The following is a 16183-nucleotide window of genomic DNA, read 5'->3' on the forward strand; positions in this document are numbered from 1 at the left end:
TCTATCGCACGGATAGGGGGAGGTTAGGTGATGTGAGACGTTATTGGGAAGTAAAGGTGAACTCGATGGTGGGGAGGATGGGGGTTAGGTAGAGCGCAATGGTGAGTCCAGCGGCGAGCAGGAGGCAAGAGAGAAGTGCAGAAGTTACAAGACGCGCGTAGTAATGGCGGATGTGAATGGCGAGCAGAGAAGGTTTGTTGATGCGTGGACTTTGTTCTGGGCGATCTTGTTGCTTGGCATAGGGGATGATTGAGGGAGCGTGTGGTGGTGCGACGCGCGTGGGGCAATTGTCAGATGATGTGTGCAGTTTGTGGTGTTGGAGGGTGGTGGGTTTCAGTTTGTGCTCGATGAGCCAGTAGATCATGGGGAAGCCTGCGAGGAAGCCGGCGACTGCGGCAAGCTGCATGACGAACCAGAAGCGAAGTAGCGTGGGGTGATCCGCTTGGGGGAGCAGCTCGAAACAGAGTGAGAGGACGGGGAACATCGCGGCGAGTGTGAAGTTCAAAGAGATCCATTCAGCAGCAAAAATACTGCGGAATGCGTGAGAATAGCTGTCGTAGAGTGGTCGGTGGTAGGTGAGTTGGATGAAGAAGATGGCGAACGCGAAGGCAAAGAGATATTCGAGGATGATTTCAGGGATGGTGGGCAAGCTGAAGATAGCGGCGATAGAAGCGGCAAGGATAATGCCGGTGGCGGCACCGACGACGATATGAACGGTCGAGGCGACGGCCTGGCGGCGGGAGGAAACGCGGAAGCGGCGGTGAGAAGCAATGCTGGGTTTGGTTCTGCGGCAGGTGAGTTCATAGGCGAGCAGGCCAAAGAGGCCGGTGTAGAGGCAGATAAGAATCCATGCAGGCTTCATGAGCCGAAGCGATGGGGATCGATCGGCGAGGTCTTGCCAAACCCAAACCGCGATGCAGATACTGATCAGCAGCCAGAAGATGAGGAAGATGTCGTACGGGAGCATGATGAATCATAGGCGCAAAAGGGTGGTGGGGCTGGATGGGCTAGGTCCGGGAATGTTGAGGGATAGGTTTAATTGAAAGCCTAAGCCGTGATGTAAGAAAACCCACGGCGTAGCAACCGTGGGCTTGGGGTGTTACTTCTTTATTTGTTATCTAATCGCTGATTAGGCCATTTGGCGAAGTTTAGCGACGCGATCAGCAGTTTGAGGGTGGGTGCGGAACATGTTGGCGAGCGCTTTGGTGGGGGAGAGGGGCTGAACAATGAACATATGGTTTTGCGCGGGGGTTTCGCCTTGAAGGGGGACGCGGGCGGCTTGTGCTTCAAGTTTTTGCAGGGCGGAGATCAGTCCGTGTGGGGAGCCGGCAATCTGTGCACCGTCGTGGTCTGCAACGAACTCGCGTGAGCGAGAGATGGCCATCTGGATAATGCCAGCAGCGATAGGTGCGAGGAGCCAAAGGCCGATTTTGATGAGGGGGTGGATGTCGCGTTGCCACATGACCATCCATGCGAGGAAAGAGATCGCGCCAGCGATAGTGGCAGCGATGGTGGAGGTGAGTGTGTCGCGGTTTTTAACGTGGGCGAGTTCGTGGGCCATGACGCCTTCGAGTTCGTCGTAGGTGAGGAGATTGAGGGCGCCTTGCGTGACTGCAACTGCGGCTTTGGAGGGAGAGCGGCCGGTAGCGAAAGCGTTGGGTGCTTGCTGTGGGCATACAAAGACGCGGGGCATGGGGAGGTTGGCGTTTTTGGCAAGTCGTTCGACCATGGTGATGATGTCACCGTGGACGCGCGGGTCGGCTGGTTGGCCGTGCATGGAGGCAATCGCGATCTTGTCAGAGTAGAAAAACGCGCCGAAATTCATGACTAGCGCGATGATGAAAGCGATCGCTAGTCCGGAGTAGCCGCCCACTAGGGCGCCGATGCCCATGATCAGGGCGAACATCGCCCCGAGTAGGATGGCAGTTTTGACGTTGTTGGTAAAAGCGGTCATTTGAATGACTCCCTCAAAATAATGAAGCCGGTTGGCTGTAATTGATCTTGTCTTGTGTAGTCGGGCGGTTGCCGTTGGTTCGGTGTATATCGGCCGGGTAATTATGGAATGATACGCAAGTTACCGGGGGCTGTGTTCGCAGTAAGACATTCTAGGTATCGGTTTTTCGCGGGGCTGAGGATTGCGGGATCTTTGTTCGCAAGATTGAGAGGGGTTATCAAATCTGAGATGGATTAGACGGGGAGGGGCTAGAAGGGGAAGGGAAGCTGGGCAAGTTTGTAGGCGGAAATGGCGATCAGGATGATGAAAATGATGCGGACGAGCTTGATGGGCAGCTTGTAAGTGAGTGAGGCACCAAAGCGGCTGGCGATGAAGGCGGCAGGGATGCAGATGGCGGCGATGACCAAGGATTCGGAGACGTGATAGCCTAAGGTTGAAAGAGATGTGTTTTTATAGGTCGCGCCGAGGGTGGAGGAGAAAACGATGAGGCAAGCGGAGTTGGCGATGCAGTTTTTGAGAGGAAGTTTAAGCAACACCTGCTGGAGGGGGACCGCAATCGCGCCGCCGCCGATGCCCATGAGACCGGCAGAGAAGCCATGGCAGATGCCGACGAAGATGCAGCGGCCGGGGTGGGTGTGCGCGAAGGTATGGTGAGGGTCGGGCTGCTTTTGGGGATTGAACGATGTGGGGGTGACTTTACGAGCGTCCAGAATGGGGTTTAAGAGCCGTTTAACATTGATTATGACGACATAGACCAAGAAAACAGCGAGTATGCGGCCAAGGTAGATCCCGCCATCCGCACCGCGGAAAACAGGGAGGTTGGAGATGTAGACGCCGAGGAAAATCATGACAATGGAAGCAGGAAGCATGAGGAGGATGAGTTTGGGGTTGAGGGATTTGGCTTTGCGGTGTTTGAGTGTGGCAGGAATGGCGATGAAGACGTTAACAATCATGCAGGCGGCTTGGTAAAGCTGTTGGTTGGGCCCGATGATGAAATACAGGCCCGGGATGATGATGATGGAGCCGCCGACGCCAAGCAGGCCGCCTAGAATCCCAGCAAGGGAGGCGATCGCGACAATTGCGAGGATGACGGTTGGGTGAGTGAGCTGTTCGAGCATGGTATGTAGGATAGTTAGGATTGTTATTTTGGTAAAAGAATGTCACGAAGTTCAAAAAGGTTCGTGAAAGTGAGCCGATAACATTTACGGATTGCAGGCGGGGTGTTATGCTTGCCGAAATTGCTCCGGGGTGAGCGGCTTGCTGGTCACGGACTTGTGATGTGGAGAAATGGTGATGGGGAAAATGTGGGGTGTGGAAGCTGCGTGGTTCACACATTTGTTAAAGATGTGGTAAGCTTCGTGGCTGGTTGATGTGTTGTTCCGATGATGTTTTTGGACACATTGGATTTGCAGCTCCATTAGCGCCGTAACCTGGAAGCATTGCAATGGCTGGGCAGGAACTTTGGCCGAACGGGACGAACCTCGACTATGTCGAGCAACTCTATGAGCAGTATCTAAAAGACCCCGAGTCTGTGGATGCTGATTGGCGAGAACGTTTTAACTTGTGGCAGGGTGGGCCGCGTTTGCATGCGCCGGACCGTCTTGGACCGCACTTCAAGCCGCGCACGATTTTCAATCCGGTACCGAATGGCAATGGCCATGGGAACGGGAATGGAAATGGTCACGCTGCAGCCATCAACAATGGTGACGGTAAGCAGGTTGTTGAAAGACCAAGTACAGGCGAGAAGTTTGCGGCGACGGATGTGTCGTCGCTCCAGCACCGTTTGGACCAACTCATCCGCAACTATCGGGTGCGCGGCCATATTGTGGCGAAGATCGACCCACTCGGGATCGTCAACGAAGAGCCAACGGAGTTAGAGCCGCGGTACTACGGTTTCACTGAAGCGGACATGGACTGTCCGATGTTCACGACGAACGTGCCGGGTGAAACGCTGCGTGAGATCATTGGGAACCTGAACGAAACTTACTGCCGTAACATTGGTGTGCAGTTCATGCACATTGATAACTTGCAGGTACGCGAATGGCTCCAGCGAAAAATGGAGAGCACACGCAACCGCAATAAACTCACCCGTAAAGAACAGATCCGCATCCTGACCCGTCTGACCGACGCGGTTATCTTTGAAGAATTCATTCAGCGAAAATTCATCGGTGCTAAGAGCTTCAGCCTTGAAGGTGCGGAAAGTTTGATCCCGCTGTTGGACCTCGCGTTGGAAACCGCGGGTGATCAAGGTGTGCGTGAAGCGGTCATTGGCATGGCGCATCGCGGGCGGCTCAATGTGCTTGCGAACATCATGGGCAAGAGCCCGCAGAAAATTTTCCGCGAGTTTGAAGATGTCGATCCGCGCCGTTCACTTGGCGGCGGCGATGTGAAGTACCACCTCGGCTATTCGAGTGATTGGCGGACACGTCACGGACACAATATCCACTTGTCGCTGTGTTTTAACCCAAGTCACCTTGAGTTTGTAAACACGGTGGCGATGGGCCGCATGCGTGCAAAACAAGACCGTTCAGGATTGGCGACGCGCGGTGAAAAGGGCATGGTCGTGCTTATTCACGGCGATGCGGCGTTTGCCGGCGAGGGGATCATTCAAGAAACACTAAATCTCTCGGCGCTCGAAGGCTATTCAGTTGGCGGAACTTTGCATATTGTCGTGAACAACCAGATTGGTTTTACGACTGGCGCGAAGCAGGCGCGTAGTTGCAGGTATGCAACGGATGTGGCAAAGATGCTACAGATCCCGATTTTCCATGTGAATGGGGAAGAGCCCGAGGCCGTCGCCCAAGCGGTGCAGCTGGCGATGGAATTCCGTATGGAGTTCAAACGCGATGTGGTGATTGATATGTATTGCTACCGCAAGCGTGGTCACAATGAGAGTGATGAGCCGTCATACACGCAGCCATACATGTACAGCAAGATTGCCAAGCGCAAGCCAGTACGTGAGAACTATCTCGATCATCTGCTTAAATTGGGTGGCGTGACACGCGACGATGCGGATCGTATTGCAGAACGCCGAACGGAATTGCTTGAGAAGGATCTGACAGCGGCACGTAGCGATCACTTTAAGCACGAGCAAGGCTGGATGCTTGATGGGAAATGGAGCAGTTATACCGGCGGCCCTGAAGAGATGGCAGACGATGTTCCGACAGGATTGCCACAGGAAGAGCTTGGCGAATTGCTTGTGAAGCTGACGGGTACGCCCGAAGGTTTCAATCGTCATCCGAAAATGTCACGCATGGTGCAGCAACGTGTTGAGATGGCTGAAGCTAAGCGCGAGTTAGACTGGGCTGCGGCTGAGGCGCTCGGTATTGCATCGCTTGCAACAGAAGGGCATCGTGTTCGGATTTCTGGGCAAGACGCGCAGCGTGGCACGTTCAGCCACCGTCATGCGGTCCTGAGTGATTATAAGGATGGTCATGAGTTCTGTATCTTCGATAACCTCGGGGAAGATGCTGCAAAAGTAGATATTTATAACAGCCCCCTTTCCGAAGCGGGTGTGCTTGGATTTGATTACGGCTACAGTCTCGACTATCCGGAAGGATTAACCGTCTGGGAAGCGCAGTTCGGAGACTTTGCGAATGCGGCGCAGGTGATCATCGACCAGTTTATTGCGAGTGCGGAAGATAAATGGCGACGGCTTTCGGGCTTAGTCATGCTTTTGCCGCATGGGTTTGAAGGGCAGGGCCCGGAGCACTCATCAGCAAGACTCGAACGGTTCCTCGCACTGGCAGCACAGGATAACTTCCAAGTGGTGCAGCCGAGTACACCGGCGCAGATGTATCACCTTTTACGCAGACAGGTTTTGCGTAGATGGCGTAAGCCGCTTGTGGTGATGACGCCAAAGAGCTTGCTGCGTAATCCGCGTTGTGTTTCACCGATGAGCGATCTTGTCGATGGCACGTTTAAGCGTGTGATCAAAGATGGGAACGCGGACAAGAAGAGTGTGACGCGCGTGCTGCTTTGTTCGGGCAAGATTTACTATGATCTGACCGAGCGACGTGAGCAGCTTGGGCGAGATGACATTGCGATTGTTCGTATCGAGCAGTTTTATCCCTTCCCGAAGGAAAGTTTGCGGGCAGTACTGATGCGGTATCGTGATGATGTGCCGGTAATTTGGGTACAGGACGAACCGGAGAACATGGGTGCGTGGCCGTTCTTGCGGATGAAGTTTGGCGACAGGATTTATGATCGTCAGCGTTTGTTCGCCGCAACACGAGCTGCGAGTGCGAGTCCGGCGACAGGATCGCGTTCGGCGCACATTATTGAGCAGGAACAATTGATCAGTGAAGCATTTTGTGTTGGGGCACATTGAGTCGGTTGTCCGAAAGATGGGGTTGAGTTAGATGAAAACAGGTCGTGGACCTGAGGTTTGAATAAGTGATGCGACAGCGATCTACAACAGTTGTCGCAACAGATGCAGGAATGCTGAAATGGCTGTTGAACTAATCGTGCCAGAGGTCGGCGAGTCGATCACCGAAGTCCAGATCGGGCAGTGGATCAAGCAAGAGGGGCAGGGCGTCCAGAAAGATGACCCTGTGGTCGAGATTGAAACCGATAAGGTGACACTCGAATTACCTGCGCCTGCATCCGGAACCATTACTAAGATGATCATTCCCGCGGGTGGGGAAGCCAAGGTCGGCGACATCATCGGTTACATGGAAGAGGGTGATTCGCCAGCTGGCGATGCGAGCGGGAGCGATCAAGCCGCCGCCGAAACGCCTGAAAAACAAGAAGAACCTGCTGCAGAGAAGGCAGAAGCTCCTGCGGCTGAAGCGCCCACGTCTGTTGGTATCTCCAAGCAAATCCCGGGGCAGCACGACCCGAAGGTGATGCCGGCTGCACAGCGTTTACTGGATATGTATGGCTTGCAGGCCGCAGATGTTGAAGCGAGCGGGCCAGGCGGACGCATCTTGAAAGAAGATGTGGAACGGCACATTGCATGGCGACGTCCCGCAGAAACAGCCGGTAATGGTGCGGCGCAAGTATTTACACCTCAGCCGTCGGCGGCTCCCGCGATTACCGACATGGTGGTGCGTGAGCTGAGCAAAGAGCCGGGTCGTGAAGAAGAGCTTGTGCCGATGAGTCCGATGCGGAAACGCATTGCTGAGCGATTGGTGCAAGCGCAACAAACCGGCGCGCTACTCACAACATTCAATGAGATCGACATGACCAATGTGATGGCGATCCGTAGCCAGTATAAAGATGATTTTGTCAAACGGTACGACATCAAACTCGGCTTTATGTCCTTCTTCGTGAAGGCTGTAGTGGATGCGCTGAAGTTGACGCCTGCGGTGAATGCGGAGATCGTTGGCACGGACGTGATCTACAAAAACTACTACGACATCGGCATCGCAGTTGGTGGCGGCAAGGGTTTGGTCGTGCCGATCATCCGCAACGCTGAACGTTTGAGCTTCGCGGAGATCGAAAAGACGATTGCTAATTATGGTGAGCAGGCGAAAGCGAACAAGATCAAACTCGAAGATCTGGCTGGTGGGACATTCACCATCACTAACGGCGGAATCTATGGCTCGATGCTTTCGACGCCGATCATCAACCCACCGCAGTCCGGTGTGCTTGGTATGCACAACATCATTCGCCGTCCGATCGCGGTCGGTGAACCCGGTAAGGAAACTGTCGAAGTGCGGCCCATGATGTATATTGCACTGACATACGATCATCGTTTGGTGGACGGCCGTGAGGCAGTGCAGTTCCTCGTTCGTATCAAGGATGCGATCGAAGATCCGGCTCGCATGTTGATGGAAATCTAAGTCATTTCCGTGCCAAGATCGAAGCTTGTGCGTGTACTGTTTGCAAATTTTTGACGCAAGACAGATGCGAACAAGTTTAAATATCAAGACAATCTTAACGCGCTTATGAGCATGAAAAGGTAATGACCTGATTCATGTGGTGCGAGATCAGGAAAGTAGAGCGAAAGTTCAATGGATAAGAAGAAGCATCAGTTAATCGTGATTGGCGCGGGGCCTGGCGGGTATGTTGCGGCAATTCGCGCAGCACAACTCGGTATGGAAGTTGCGGTTGTCGATGAGAACAAAGTGCTAGGCGGAACATGCCTGCGTGTGGGCTGTATTCCATCTAAGGCGCTGCTTGAATCTTCTGAGAAGTATGAAGAAGTCAAAGATCATATCTCGGTGCACGGAATCAATGTAAAAGATGTAGAGCTTGATCTTAAAGGCATGCTCAAACGCAAAGATAAAATTGTTGGCAGCCTGACCAAAGGGATCGAGTCACTCTTCAAAAAAAATAAGATTACGAAGTATTATGGCCGGGCAAAATTGACAGCAGGCAAGACAATCTCTGTCGAATCCGGCGGCGTGAAAACCGAAGAACTCGAAGCGGATCACATTATCATTGCCACCGGCTCAAAAAGCGCGACGATCAAGGGTGTCGATCTTGATGTGGACTGTGTGGATACCTCGACGGAAACACTTGATTATCAAGAAGTGCCTGAGCATCTGGCGGTCATCGGTGGCGGTTACATTGGGATTGAGCTTGGTTCGGTTTGGCGACGCCTCGGTGCGAAGGTAACCGTGGTTGAATACTTAGATCGGATTTTGCCCGGAATGGACAGCGAAGTTGCCAAGGAAGCGCATAAACTGCTTGAAAAGCAGGGTATTTCGTTTGAATTACGCAGCAGGGTGATGGGCGTAAAGAACGAAGGCAAGAAAGTGATTATTGAACGGCGTAATGGTGATCCGGTCGAAGCGGACCGTGTACTGGTAGCGGTTGGTCGGGCTCCGAATACAGCGAATCTTGGATTGGTTGATGCGGGTATCCGTTGCGATGAACGAGGCTGGATCGTGGTTGATGAAGATTACAAGACCAGTGTCGAAGGTGTGTATGCGATTGGCGATGTGATACCTGGTCCAATGCTTGCACACAAAGCTGAAGAGGAAGGTGTTGCTTGCGTCGAGAAAATCGTGACCGGCTATGGTCACGTGAACTACAAAGCGATCCCGGCAGTCGTATACACGCATCCTGAGATCGCGACTGTGGGTAAAACTGAAGATGAACTCAAAGATGAAGCCATTGAGTATCGCAAGGGCAAGTTCCCATTTATGGCGAATGGCCGAGCGAAGGCGATTGAATACGCAGAGGGCTTCGTGAAGGTTTTGGCGCATGCAAAAACGGATCGTGTTTTAGGTGTGCACATCATCGGGCCACATGCCGGTGATTTGATCGCGGAGTGTGCCGCGGCGATGGAGTTTGGTGCGAGCAGCGAAGATATCGCTAGAACTTGCCACGCTCATCCGACATTGAGTGAAGCGGTGAAGGAAGCGGCAATGGCTGCAGAAGATCGTGCCATACACATGTGACTTAGATTGTAAAATCGATGTTTATGAACGGCTATCTAGATGGCCGTATACATAGGGCCTTATGATTGAGGGGCCTAAAAAGAAGCCTTGAAACGTGAGTTCCAAGGCTTCGGTGGTGGGGTGTTGAGTGTTGTGATTTTTCTTTATGCTACGCGTTGTCGGCGGCGAAGGGCTAAGAGACTCACAGTACCGAACAGCATGGCCATGCCGGGCTCGGGAATTGTGCCAGCCCATGCATTGAAGGCATTGATAGCTGTGTTTGGTGCGCCAACTTCGGCAAGACGTGCGCTCATGAGTAGGATGTCGGCGTTATCGATCAGGCCGTTGCCGTCGAAGTCTGCAGCAGCATTGAATTGCATGTTATCTGATTCAAAAACGCTAATGAATGCATTCACGTCGTCGATGTCATAATTGGAATCAAAGTCGGTGTCGCCAAGACCTGCGCCGAGGATGGTCGAGGTGTATTGGCCGGCAAAACGCTGGATGTTGTAGGTGCCCGTTATTTCAAACGTCACGATGGTGATTGCATGGTTGCCGTGCTTGACGCCGTAGAAGTTCTTTTCCCATTGGCCTTGATCGGTGTGATCACTTTGTGAACTGCCGCTGAGTAGTGCGAGGACTTGGGCATCGGTCAGATTGGCGCCGAGGTCCATGAAGACATGCATGTTATTAGCGGTCATGTCGACAGAGTTCATTACGACGCGTCGACTTTCATTGGTGCCTTCTGTGATCGCATTGAATGAAGTCAGCTTCGATTCGGGTGGGAGGCGGTCGACATAGATCGCTTTCTTGAAATCTTCATAGATAGCTGGCCCACCATCGTTTCGATGACGGAAGGCGCGGATGGTGATGTAGTGTTCACCTTCGGCCAACAATGATGCATCGATGTTTTGAGCATAAAGTCCGTTGCCGTTCAATGAACCATAGCCAGCTTGGTTGGTGCCTGTGAATTCTTCAAAGCCGTAGGCCACGGAGTTTGGCGTAACATGATCAACATTGCCATTGCCATTCAGATCCAGCCCGCCATCGAACTTGAAGATAGCTGCGTCGCCGTCTGCATCAGCATCACGTACAGTTGTGCCGTTGAAGTTTAAACTGACTGCTTGGGTTTCGAGTTTAATTTCAAAATTGTCTGATTTGATCACGTGGAGATCGGTCAAACGCTTGGTGGCATTGGCGTATGAACTGCTGTCGGTGTTGCCACCGGTAAGAATCGAATCAACATTGGAAAGCTCGATACCGTCTTCGGATTTAGGTTTGGCAAGACCGTAGATCAGGTAGCCTTGATCTTGGCCATCGTTTCGCAGGAAGCGTGTGGTGACATAGGAATTGCCATCATTACCTTGGAAAACTTGCAGTACTTCAGCGATGTCGCCACTCTTGTTGTGATTGCCTGTTAACTCAACAAGATATGTATTAGGTGCAAAATCAACACGCAGTGTTCGCTCGTCATAGCCGCCATCGGTGCGGTTGTTGAGGAGAACTAGAGCGGCATTTCCACGTTCGTAAGCATGAAGTTCTTTGGATAGCCAACGTTCACGGTAGTCGCCGCGTCCGTGTGTGTTGCGGATGTTGACGAGCGTGGTGATGGTATCACCATAGACGCCGCCGAGAGCATCGCCGCGACCATCTTTGGGGAAGTCACGTCCTTCGCCATGCTCTTTGGAATTGAAGTAGACGATCGAGTTGCCCGCTTGCATGAGGTTGTATGCATGGGCGACGTTGCTGAGGTCTGCGCCAAAGTCATCATGCGAATTGACGAAGGTCACGCCAGCGGATCCGTTCTTCTGGCCGTCGTCATAGACATCCATGCCCGCGTTGACGAGGTTACGCCAGTCGTTCTGGAAGCCGTTGTTTGAAAGGTTTTGCTTGAGTGCAAAGAAGTTGGCAAAGTCGAGTGCATCACGGTTGCCGCCGACATTGCCTGGGTTATTCGGGTCGATGGTTTTCTGCACGAAAGTGTCGAGGTATCCCCGGTCACCTGTGAGCGCTTCGACGTAGCTGAAGACATGTTGGGTCGAGCCATCAAGCAGTTTGCGCGGATTGGTGTCATATACAGCGCGATCGAAATAATCGAGGACCCAGCCTTCATAGTGCTTCGCTGCATCCAAACGGAATCCATCAACACCGATTTCTTCGACAAGCCATTGTGCGTTTCGCATGAGGTAGCCAAGAGCATTTTCTGGAACCGCATCGCCTGCAGTAGGATCACTTGAATTAAATTCGTAACGGGTGAATGTCTGGCCACTCTTGGGATCGTAATAGGTGTGTGCGGTGCCTTGTTGGTCGGTGTAGAAGCGTGCGTTGTTTGGATCGGCAACGTTAGCGAGTTTGCCCCACCAATCTTGTGTGCCGGCTGGGACGTTCTGTGGGTTGCTTGCATCTACCGGGTTGCGAATGAATTGGTGATTGGTTGAGTGATCAATATCGATTAAGCCGGACAAGCGGCCGTTAAGATCGCCGCCTTCAAAAGGTCCGTGGAAGTCGCCGTCGTTGCTGCCTTCGCCTAGCCAGAAGCCGGGGTAGCCGCCGGAGTTGACGAAATCGCTGTTGCTGCGATCAGAGAAACCGTTGTGGTTCCAGACAAGATCGATGTGCAGATTGGTGCCTGTTTTATCGAGTGTGTTTGCGAGTGTTTTTAAGCCGGTCTCTGTACCGTAGAGTGTTTCGTGACCTGCAGAGCCGAGATCAAAGCGGTCGTATTGGTCGTAGCCGACAGATTGATCACCGGATTCTGCGCGGCCGGGGGGCGGAAGCCAGATGTTGCCGTAGCCCGCCATGAAGATGTCAGAGGCACGAGCGTTGATGGTGTTGTAGTTGCCTTCAAAATACTGAAGGGTCACAGGCGCGGATGTATCAACGGCATATGTTGCCGACGCGATGACGTGAAGCGACATGGCAGCACATAGCAGGTTACGTATCGATGTCGTTGAAGCAAAAGCCTTGATCGAAAAACGCATGATCTCACACTCCTGAAAGATTTGATGTAAAAGCAGCGTCAACTGGGGGAGCGGGCTGCGAGGCCGCCGTGGGGGATGGCGGGCTATTAAGTAAAAGTAACCGGCAAATGCCCTCATGCGAGACGGTGTCGTTAAACAACGTGGTTAAAGTGTGAAGCCTGATAAAGACTGCGGTTTCTAGCAGTTGATGGTATGAAAAAACGGGACGCGTCAGACGAGAAGTCGACGCGTCCCGCTATACCGGGGGCTAAGTTAGTTAGCAGCGTCGTATCGCAAGATTATTTGCGACGACGTGCAAGTATTACCAAACCGCCAAGGCCGAGAAGTGCCATGCTGGCTGGTTCTGGAACGATGGCTGTCGCAACGCCGTTTACTGTATCGATGCGGAAAGTAACGGATTGGTTGTCTACCGTAGTTGTGTAGGCAACGTTGTCGGCATTGAAAGATAAGCTGTCAGCACCCAGGGCGGCCCATGAGCCACTGTTAACTGCTTTCCAGCCCCAATCACCAGCGGTTGCAATAACTGCAGTGAATTCATAGATGCCTCCGCCAAGATCGGTCATGACTGTGCCTGCGTCATTGTTGGTCCAGCCGTTGTGATCGCCAGCTGCGACCCATGCGTTGCCAGAGGCAGCGACTTGGTCGGTACCCAAACCCGTGAGGTTGGTGTTGGAGTCAAAGTTAACCACAAGTTCGCCTGCGGCATCCGTATATCCCCATGAATTGCCACTGGCTTGCCATGAATTATCCCAAGTACCATCGGTGACTTTGAATTCATACAGTGTGTTTGCAGTAAGGCCGGTAAGTGTGATCGAATGTTTGCCACTGCCTAAATCTGCTAGTTCATTGCCAGCTGCGCCTGGTTGCCACTCAACGCCGCCGTATGCACCTTCGTCTTGGAAGTTACCAGCGAGGGTAAAAGCTGCATTGGCACTTGTGGCCAAACCAAGTGCTGCGATTGCGGCTAGTGCTGTCAAAGTACGTGTTCTCATGAAGTTCCTCCTTCATATGATGATTAGAAAGTTGTAGCTATTCAGTTTGAAAAAACTAAACGATTGACCCGAAGACGAACAAATGAAGAAAGCTTTCTGATGTCGGGTCAACATCAGAAAGCTTCTTTGTAGTCAGCATTAGTTTTTATTCACGTCGAGATAGACGTCTTCCCATGTGCTTTCGTTGGTATTGGCGGCGTGGCCATCGGTGAACGCAACATTGATGCTGTTGTTGTGGCGATCGCCTTGATTGATTTCAAGTGGCATCTTGACGTTTGCCCATGAAGCGTCATAGACATCTTTCAATGTGCCTTCACCAGCACCGACATACCATGAACCTGTATACATGAGTGCGTCAGAGCGATTGTTTGGGTTGCCGGTTGTTGGTCCGTTTTCTGTACCGGCTTCGATGAACATCGCAGTTTTTGTTGGGTTTTGGACTGATCCAAGATCGCCTGAGGCAGGTAGTCCGTTGTCCAGATTGATACCTGCGCCCCAACCCCAGTCAGCGTATCCACCTGCGGAACCTGGACCATAGGCTGTGCCTGGACGCGCCCAAGTGGTAAGGTCGGCATTGGTGCCATAGGAGATTGGGTTCGGGTCTTCGATGTGCCCGCCATCAATATTATTCAGAATGTGGTAGCCACCATTGACTTCATCTTGAGCAGCATCGCTTGGGCAAAGGTAGATTTTGCTGACATCATTCTGATCTGGCTCGTCAAAACTTTGATCGCGTCCACCACCCATGTAAGAGACAAGTGAAGAAGCCCAGTCCTTGATGCGGCCATCTGGCCAATACTGATACTTGTCAGCATTTGCTGGCGGCCGTCCACCGGGATTGCCGTAGGAGTGATCAGATGAAGAAATTTGGATGTAGCCTTTGTAGTCAGCCGAAGTCGCGACCGCGGCGACGCCCATCTGCCGGATATTCGACAGACATGAAATGCTTCGAGCGGTACCGCGTGCCGCAGCAAGCGCTGGCAGCAAGATGCCGATCAGTAATGCAATGATCGAAATGACCACAAGGAGCTCAATTAGAGTAAATGCTCTTGAGTTCGTGAGTCGTTGTTGAAGAGTTGTGAGCTTAGGCATTGTTACCTCCAAGCGTATTGTTGCCTGATTCGTTTAAACGGTTTACCGAGAACTTCGAAGATAATGTTCAAACGTACCCATAAGGGGTTTGGTTGAACGACAAACCGTTGTGCTTCAGCAGAACCAAGAGAAATGCCTGGTAATAAACCAAAGTGATCCAGACAAAGATGTAGACCCAACAGTTCAAATATAACAGTGATTTGAAGCAAGTCAACGGGTTTTTTACTTTTTAAATTTCAGCCGTCCATGTACATGCCCCAAAGAATCAATTGGGCTGCAGCTGATTGCACGGGAGCCTTCATGAAGCAAGGGTTTTCCCGGGTATAATGCTTAAATTTATGTTCAATAAACACTTACATATATTGGGTGCGTTTGTGCGTTCTAGAGTGTTTGGTGGACAAAGATGAGTTTTTGTTTAACGATTACTTGCAATCGTTAACTAAGATGGTAAACTGTTTAACCATAATGTCAAGCGCTTCTAGAGAATATGTGGTAAAAGTAAGTTCTGGCGCCGAAGTCATGGCCCAGATCATGGCCGATACCACAGGTGGTAGCGGCGGAGATGAGGGGCAATCGCCCGAGGCGGGGAAAGATCGTCAAGCGCTTTTACAAGGATCCGCTTTGAGTAAGCAGGAAAAATCAAACGGTGGCAAACGGGTGGGAATCCGGGAAATTGCGCGGCAGGCAGGTGTTTCCGTCGCAACCGTTTCCATGGTCCTCAATAACAATCCTAAGATTACTGAGCCGACCCGGCAGAAGGTCAACAAAGTCATCGAACGTGTTGGCTATCGCCCCAATCGTCTAGCTCAGAGTCTTTCAGGCCGCTATACCAGAGTCATTAGTATTTTGATGCCAACTTTGCGGCACGCGATGGCTGACCCATACTTCGGTGAGCTGATCAGTGGCATTTGTGACCGAGCTGCCCGTCTTGGGCATAAAGTCATGTTGGAACATGCCAAGCCGGACTTTATTAAAGAGCGCAGGCATGTAGAGCTGTTTGAACGCCGCTTTATTGATGGTGCGCTTTGCATTGGATTTAATGATCGACATTCGTTCATGAAGGATTTTTCAGAGAACGGGCACCCCATGGTGGTCGTAAATAACAAGTTCCCGCAATGGGATCTTGATCACGTGGTTTGTGACTACCGCTCTGGTGCAGAGCAGGTCATGACTTATCTGCAGCAGTTGGGCCATCGCAAGATAGGTATGGTTCATGGTGCTCTGGAAGTCTTCACATCCCGTGAGATTTTGGATGTCTACAAGCGTCGGATGGCCAATGCTAATGTTGAAGGTTTTGACGACACATGGATATGTGATGGTCGTTTCACCGAAGAGCATGGTGCAGAAGCAACGGCAAAGCTGCTTGAAGCGCATCCTGATATGACCGCAATTTTTGCGGGGAACGACAAGATGGCCCTTGGTGCGATTCACTGGGCCAATCGGCATGGCCGAAATGTTCCCGGCGATCTTTCGATCGTGGGTTTTGATGATATTCAGTACACGGCTTTCGTGAATCCGACATTGACCACGGTGCACTTGCCGTTGTATGAACTTGGGGTGATGGCGTGTGAACGCCTTGTTGAGCGAATCAGAGGGAAGGCGGATCGTGCCGCGGCCGCATTGCCGACGCATTTGGTGTTGCGTGAATCAACATCGATGGCGGCAAGTTTTACGCCCGGTACGTGATCGAGTTTGGAAAGTTGGACGGACGGCTGCATGAATGATGGGTTTTCATGTAGGTAATGAAGGGAACAGGGACTCCGTCTCCAATATTGATACCGGGCAGCAGAAATGGCGCATTGTCAGTGGGCTATTTCTTGCAGATTAATCGTT

General features: G+C 52.0%; 10 protein-coding genes. 4 read left to right on the forward strand and 6 right to left on the reverse strand.

From position 1 onward, the window contains the following. Positions 1 to 40 precede the first annotated feature (40 nt). The 3 genes from ACQ6WK_RS02460 to ACQ6WK_RS02470 all read right to left on the reverse strand — a co-directional run bounded on the left by ACQ6WK_RS02460 (position 41) and on the right by ACQ6WK_RS02470 (position 3072). A complete protein-coding gene (locus ACQ6WK_RS02460; protein ID WP_432799157.1) occupies positions 41 to 967 on the reverse strand; it encodes a DUF4396 domain-containing protein in 927 nt (308 codons plus the stop codon). A 162-nt stretch (positions 968 to 1129) separates the two neighbouring features. Beyond that, a complete protein-coding gene (locus ACQ6WK_RS02465) occupies positions 1130 to 1954 on the reverse strand; it encodes a zinc metalloprotease HtpX (RefSeq protein WP_432799158.1) in 825 nt (274 codons plus the stop codon). 248 nt (positions 1955 to 2202) lie between these two features. Further along, a complete protein-coding gene (locus ACQ6WK_RS02470) occupies positions 2203 to 3072 on the reverse strand; it encodes a sulfite exporter TauE/SafE family protein (RefSeq protein WP_432799159.1) in 870 nt (289 codons plus the stop codon). 326 nt (positions 3073 to 3398) lie between these two features. On the opposite strand from ACQ6WK_RS02470, the gene ACQ6WK_RS02475 reads away from it, so the two are divergent. The 3 genes from ACQ6WK_RS02475 to lpdA all read left to right on the forward strand — a co-directional run bounded on the left by ACQ6WK_RS02475 (position 3399) and on the right by lpdA (position 9306). Further along, entirely contained in the window at positions 3399 to 6284 is a 2886-nt protein-coding gene (locus tag ACQ6WK_RS02475) for a 2-oxoglutarate dehydrogenase E1 component (RefSeq protein ID WP_432799160.1), read from the forward strand. A gap of 118 nt (positions 6285 to 6402) precedes the next feature. After that, entirely contained in the window at positions 6403 to 7740 is a 1338-nt protein-coding gene (gene odhB, locus ACQ6WK_RS02480; protein ID WP_432799161.1) for a 2-oxoglutarate dehydrogenase complex dihydrolipoyllysine-residue succinyltransferase, read from the forward strand. Between the two features lie 171 nt (positions 7741 to 7911). Then, positions 7912 to 9306 (forward strand): dihydrolipoyl dehydrogenase, encoded by a 1395-nt coding sequence (gene lpdA / locus ACQ6WK_RS02485; protein ID WP_432799162.1) that lies wholly within the window; start codon positions 7912 to 7914, stop codon positions 9304 to 9306. Positions 9307 to 9449: 143 nt separating this feature from the next. On the opposite strand, the gene ACQ6WK_RS02490 is transcribed toward lpdA, so the two are convergent. The 3 genes from ACQ6WK_RS02490 to ACQ6WK_RS02500 all read right to left on the reverse strand — a co-directional run bounded on the left by ACQ6WK_RS02490 (position 9450) and on the right by ACQ6WK_RS02500 (position 14350). After that, a complete protein-coding gene (locus ACQ6WK_RS02490) occupies positions 9450 to 12266 on the reverse strand; it encodes a hypothetical protein (RefSeq protein WP_432799163.1) in 2817 nt (938 codons plus the stop codon). A 278-nt stretch (positions 12267 to 12544) separates the two neighbouring features. Further along, positions 12545 to 13258 carry a pullulanase X25 domain-containing protein gene (locus tag ACQ6WK_RS02495; protein ID WP_432799164.1) on the reverse strand — a complete coding sequence of 238 codons (714 nt, stop codon included), beginning with the start codon at positions 13256 to 13258 and terminating at the stop codon, positions 12545 to 12547. 138 nt (positions 13259 to 13396) lie between these two features. Next, positions 13397 to 14350: a type II secretion system protein gene (locus ACQ6WK_RS02500; protein WP_432799165.1), complete on the reverse strand. Its 954-nt coding sequence runs from the start codon at positions 14348 to 14350 to the stop codon at positions 13397 to 13399. 519 nt (positions 14351 to 14869) lie between these two features. On the opposite strand from ACQ6WK_RS02500, the gene ACQ6WK_RS02505 reads away from it, so the two are divergent. Further along, positions 14870 to 16036 (forward strand): LacI family DNA-binding transcriptional regulator, encoded by a 1167-nt coding sequence (locus ACQ6WK_RS02505; RefSeq protein WP_432799166.1) that lies wholly within the window; start codon positions 14870 to 14872, stop codon positions 16034 to 16036. The last annotated feature ends 147 nt before the right edge of the window (positions 16037 to 16183 follow it).

This window comes from Poriferisphaera sp. WC338 (genome assembly GCF_050931845.1).
GTDB lineage: Bacteria > Planctomycetota > Phycisphaerae > Phycisphaerales > Phycisphaeraceae > Poriferisphaera.

What these genes read in the sequence shown, in the direction of transcription:
- odhB (WP_432799161.1), top strand. Translation starts at nt 6,403, where the DNA reads ATGGCTGTTGAACTAATCGTGCCAGAGGTCGGCGAGTCGATCACCGAA.
- ACQ6WK_RS02465 (WP_432799158.1), bottom strand. Translation starts at nt 1,954, where the DNA reads ATGACCGCTTTTACCAACAACGTCAAAACTGCCATCCTACTCGGGGCG.
- lpdA (WP_432799162.1), top strand. Translation starts at nt 7,912, where the DNA reads ATGGATAAGAAGAAGCATCAGTTAATCGTGATTGGCGCGGGGCCTGGC.
- ACQ6WK_RS02495 (WP_432799164.1), bottom strand. Translation starts at nt 13,258, where the DNA reads ATGAGAACACGTACTTTGACAGCACTAGCCGCAATCGCAGCACTTGGT.
- ACQ6WK_RS02500 (WP_432799165.1), bottom strand. Translation starts at nt 14,350, where the DNA reads ATGCCTAAGCTCACAACTCTTCAACAACGACTCACGAACTCAAGAGCA.
- ACQ6WK_RS02475 (WP_432799160.1), top strand. Translation starts at nt 3,399, where the DNA reads ATGGCTGGGCAGGAACTTTGGCCGAACGGGACGAACCTCGACTATGTC.
- ACQ6WK_RS02505 (WP_432799166.1), top strand. Translation starts at nt 14,870, where the DNA reads ATGGCCCAGATCATGGCCGATACCACAGGTGGTAGCGGCGGAGATGAG.
- ACQ6WK_RS02490 (WP_432799163.1), bottom strand. Translation starts at nt 12,266, where the DNA reads ATGCGTTTTTCGATCAAGGCTTTTGCTTCAACGACATCGATACGTAAC.
- ACQ6WK_RS02470 (WP_432799159.1), bottom strand. Translation starts at nt 3,072, where the DNA reads ATGCTCGAACAGCTCACTCACCCAACCGTCATCCTCGCAATTGTCGCG.
- ACQ6WK_RS02460 (WP_432799157.1), bottom strand. Translation starts at nt 967, where the DNA reads ATGCTCCCGTACGACATCTTCCTCATCTTCTGGCTGCTGATCAGTATC.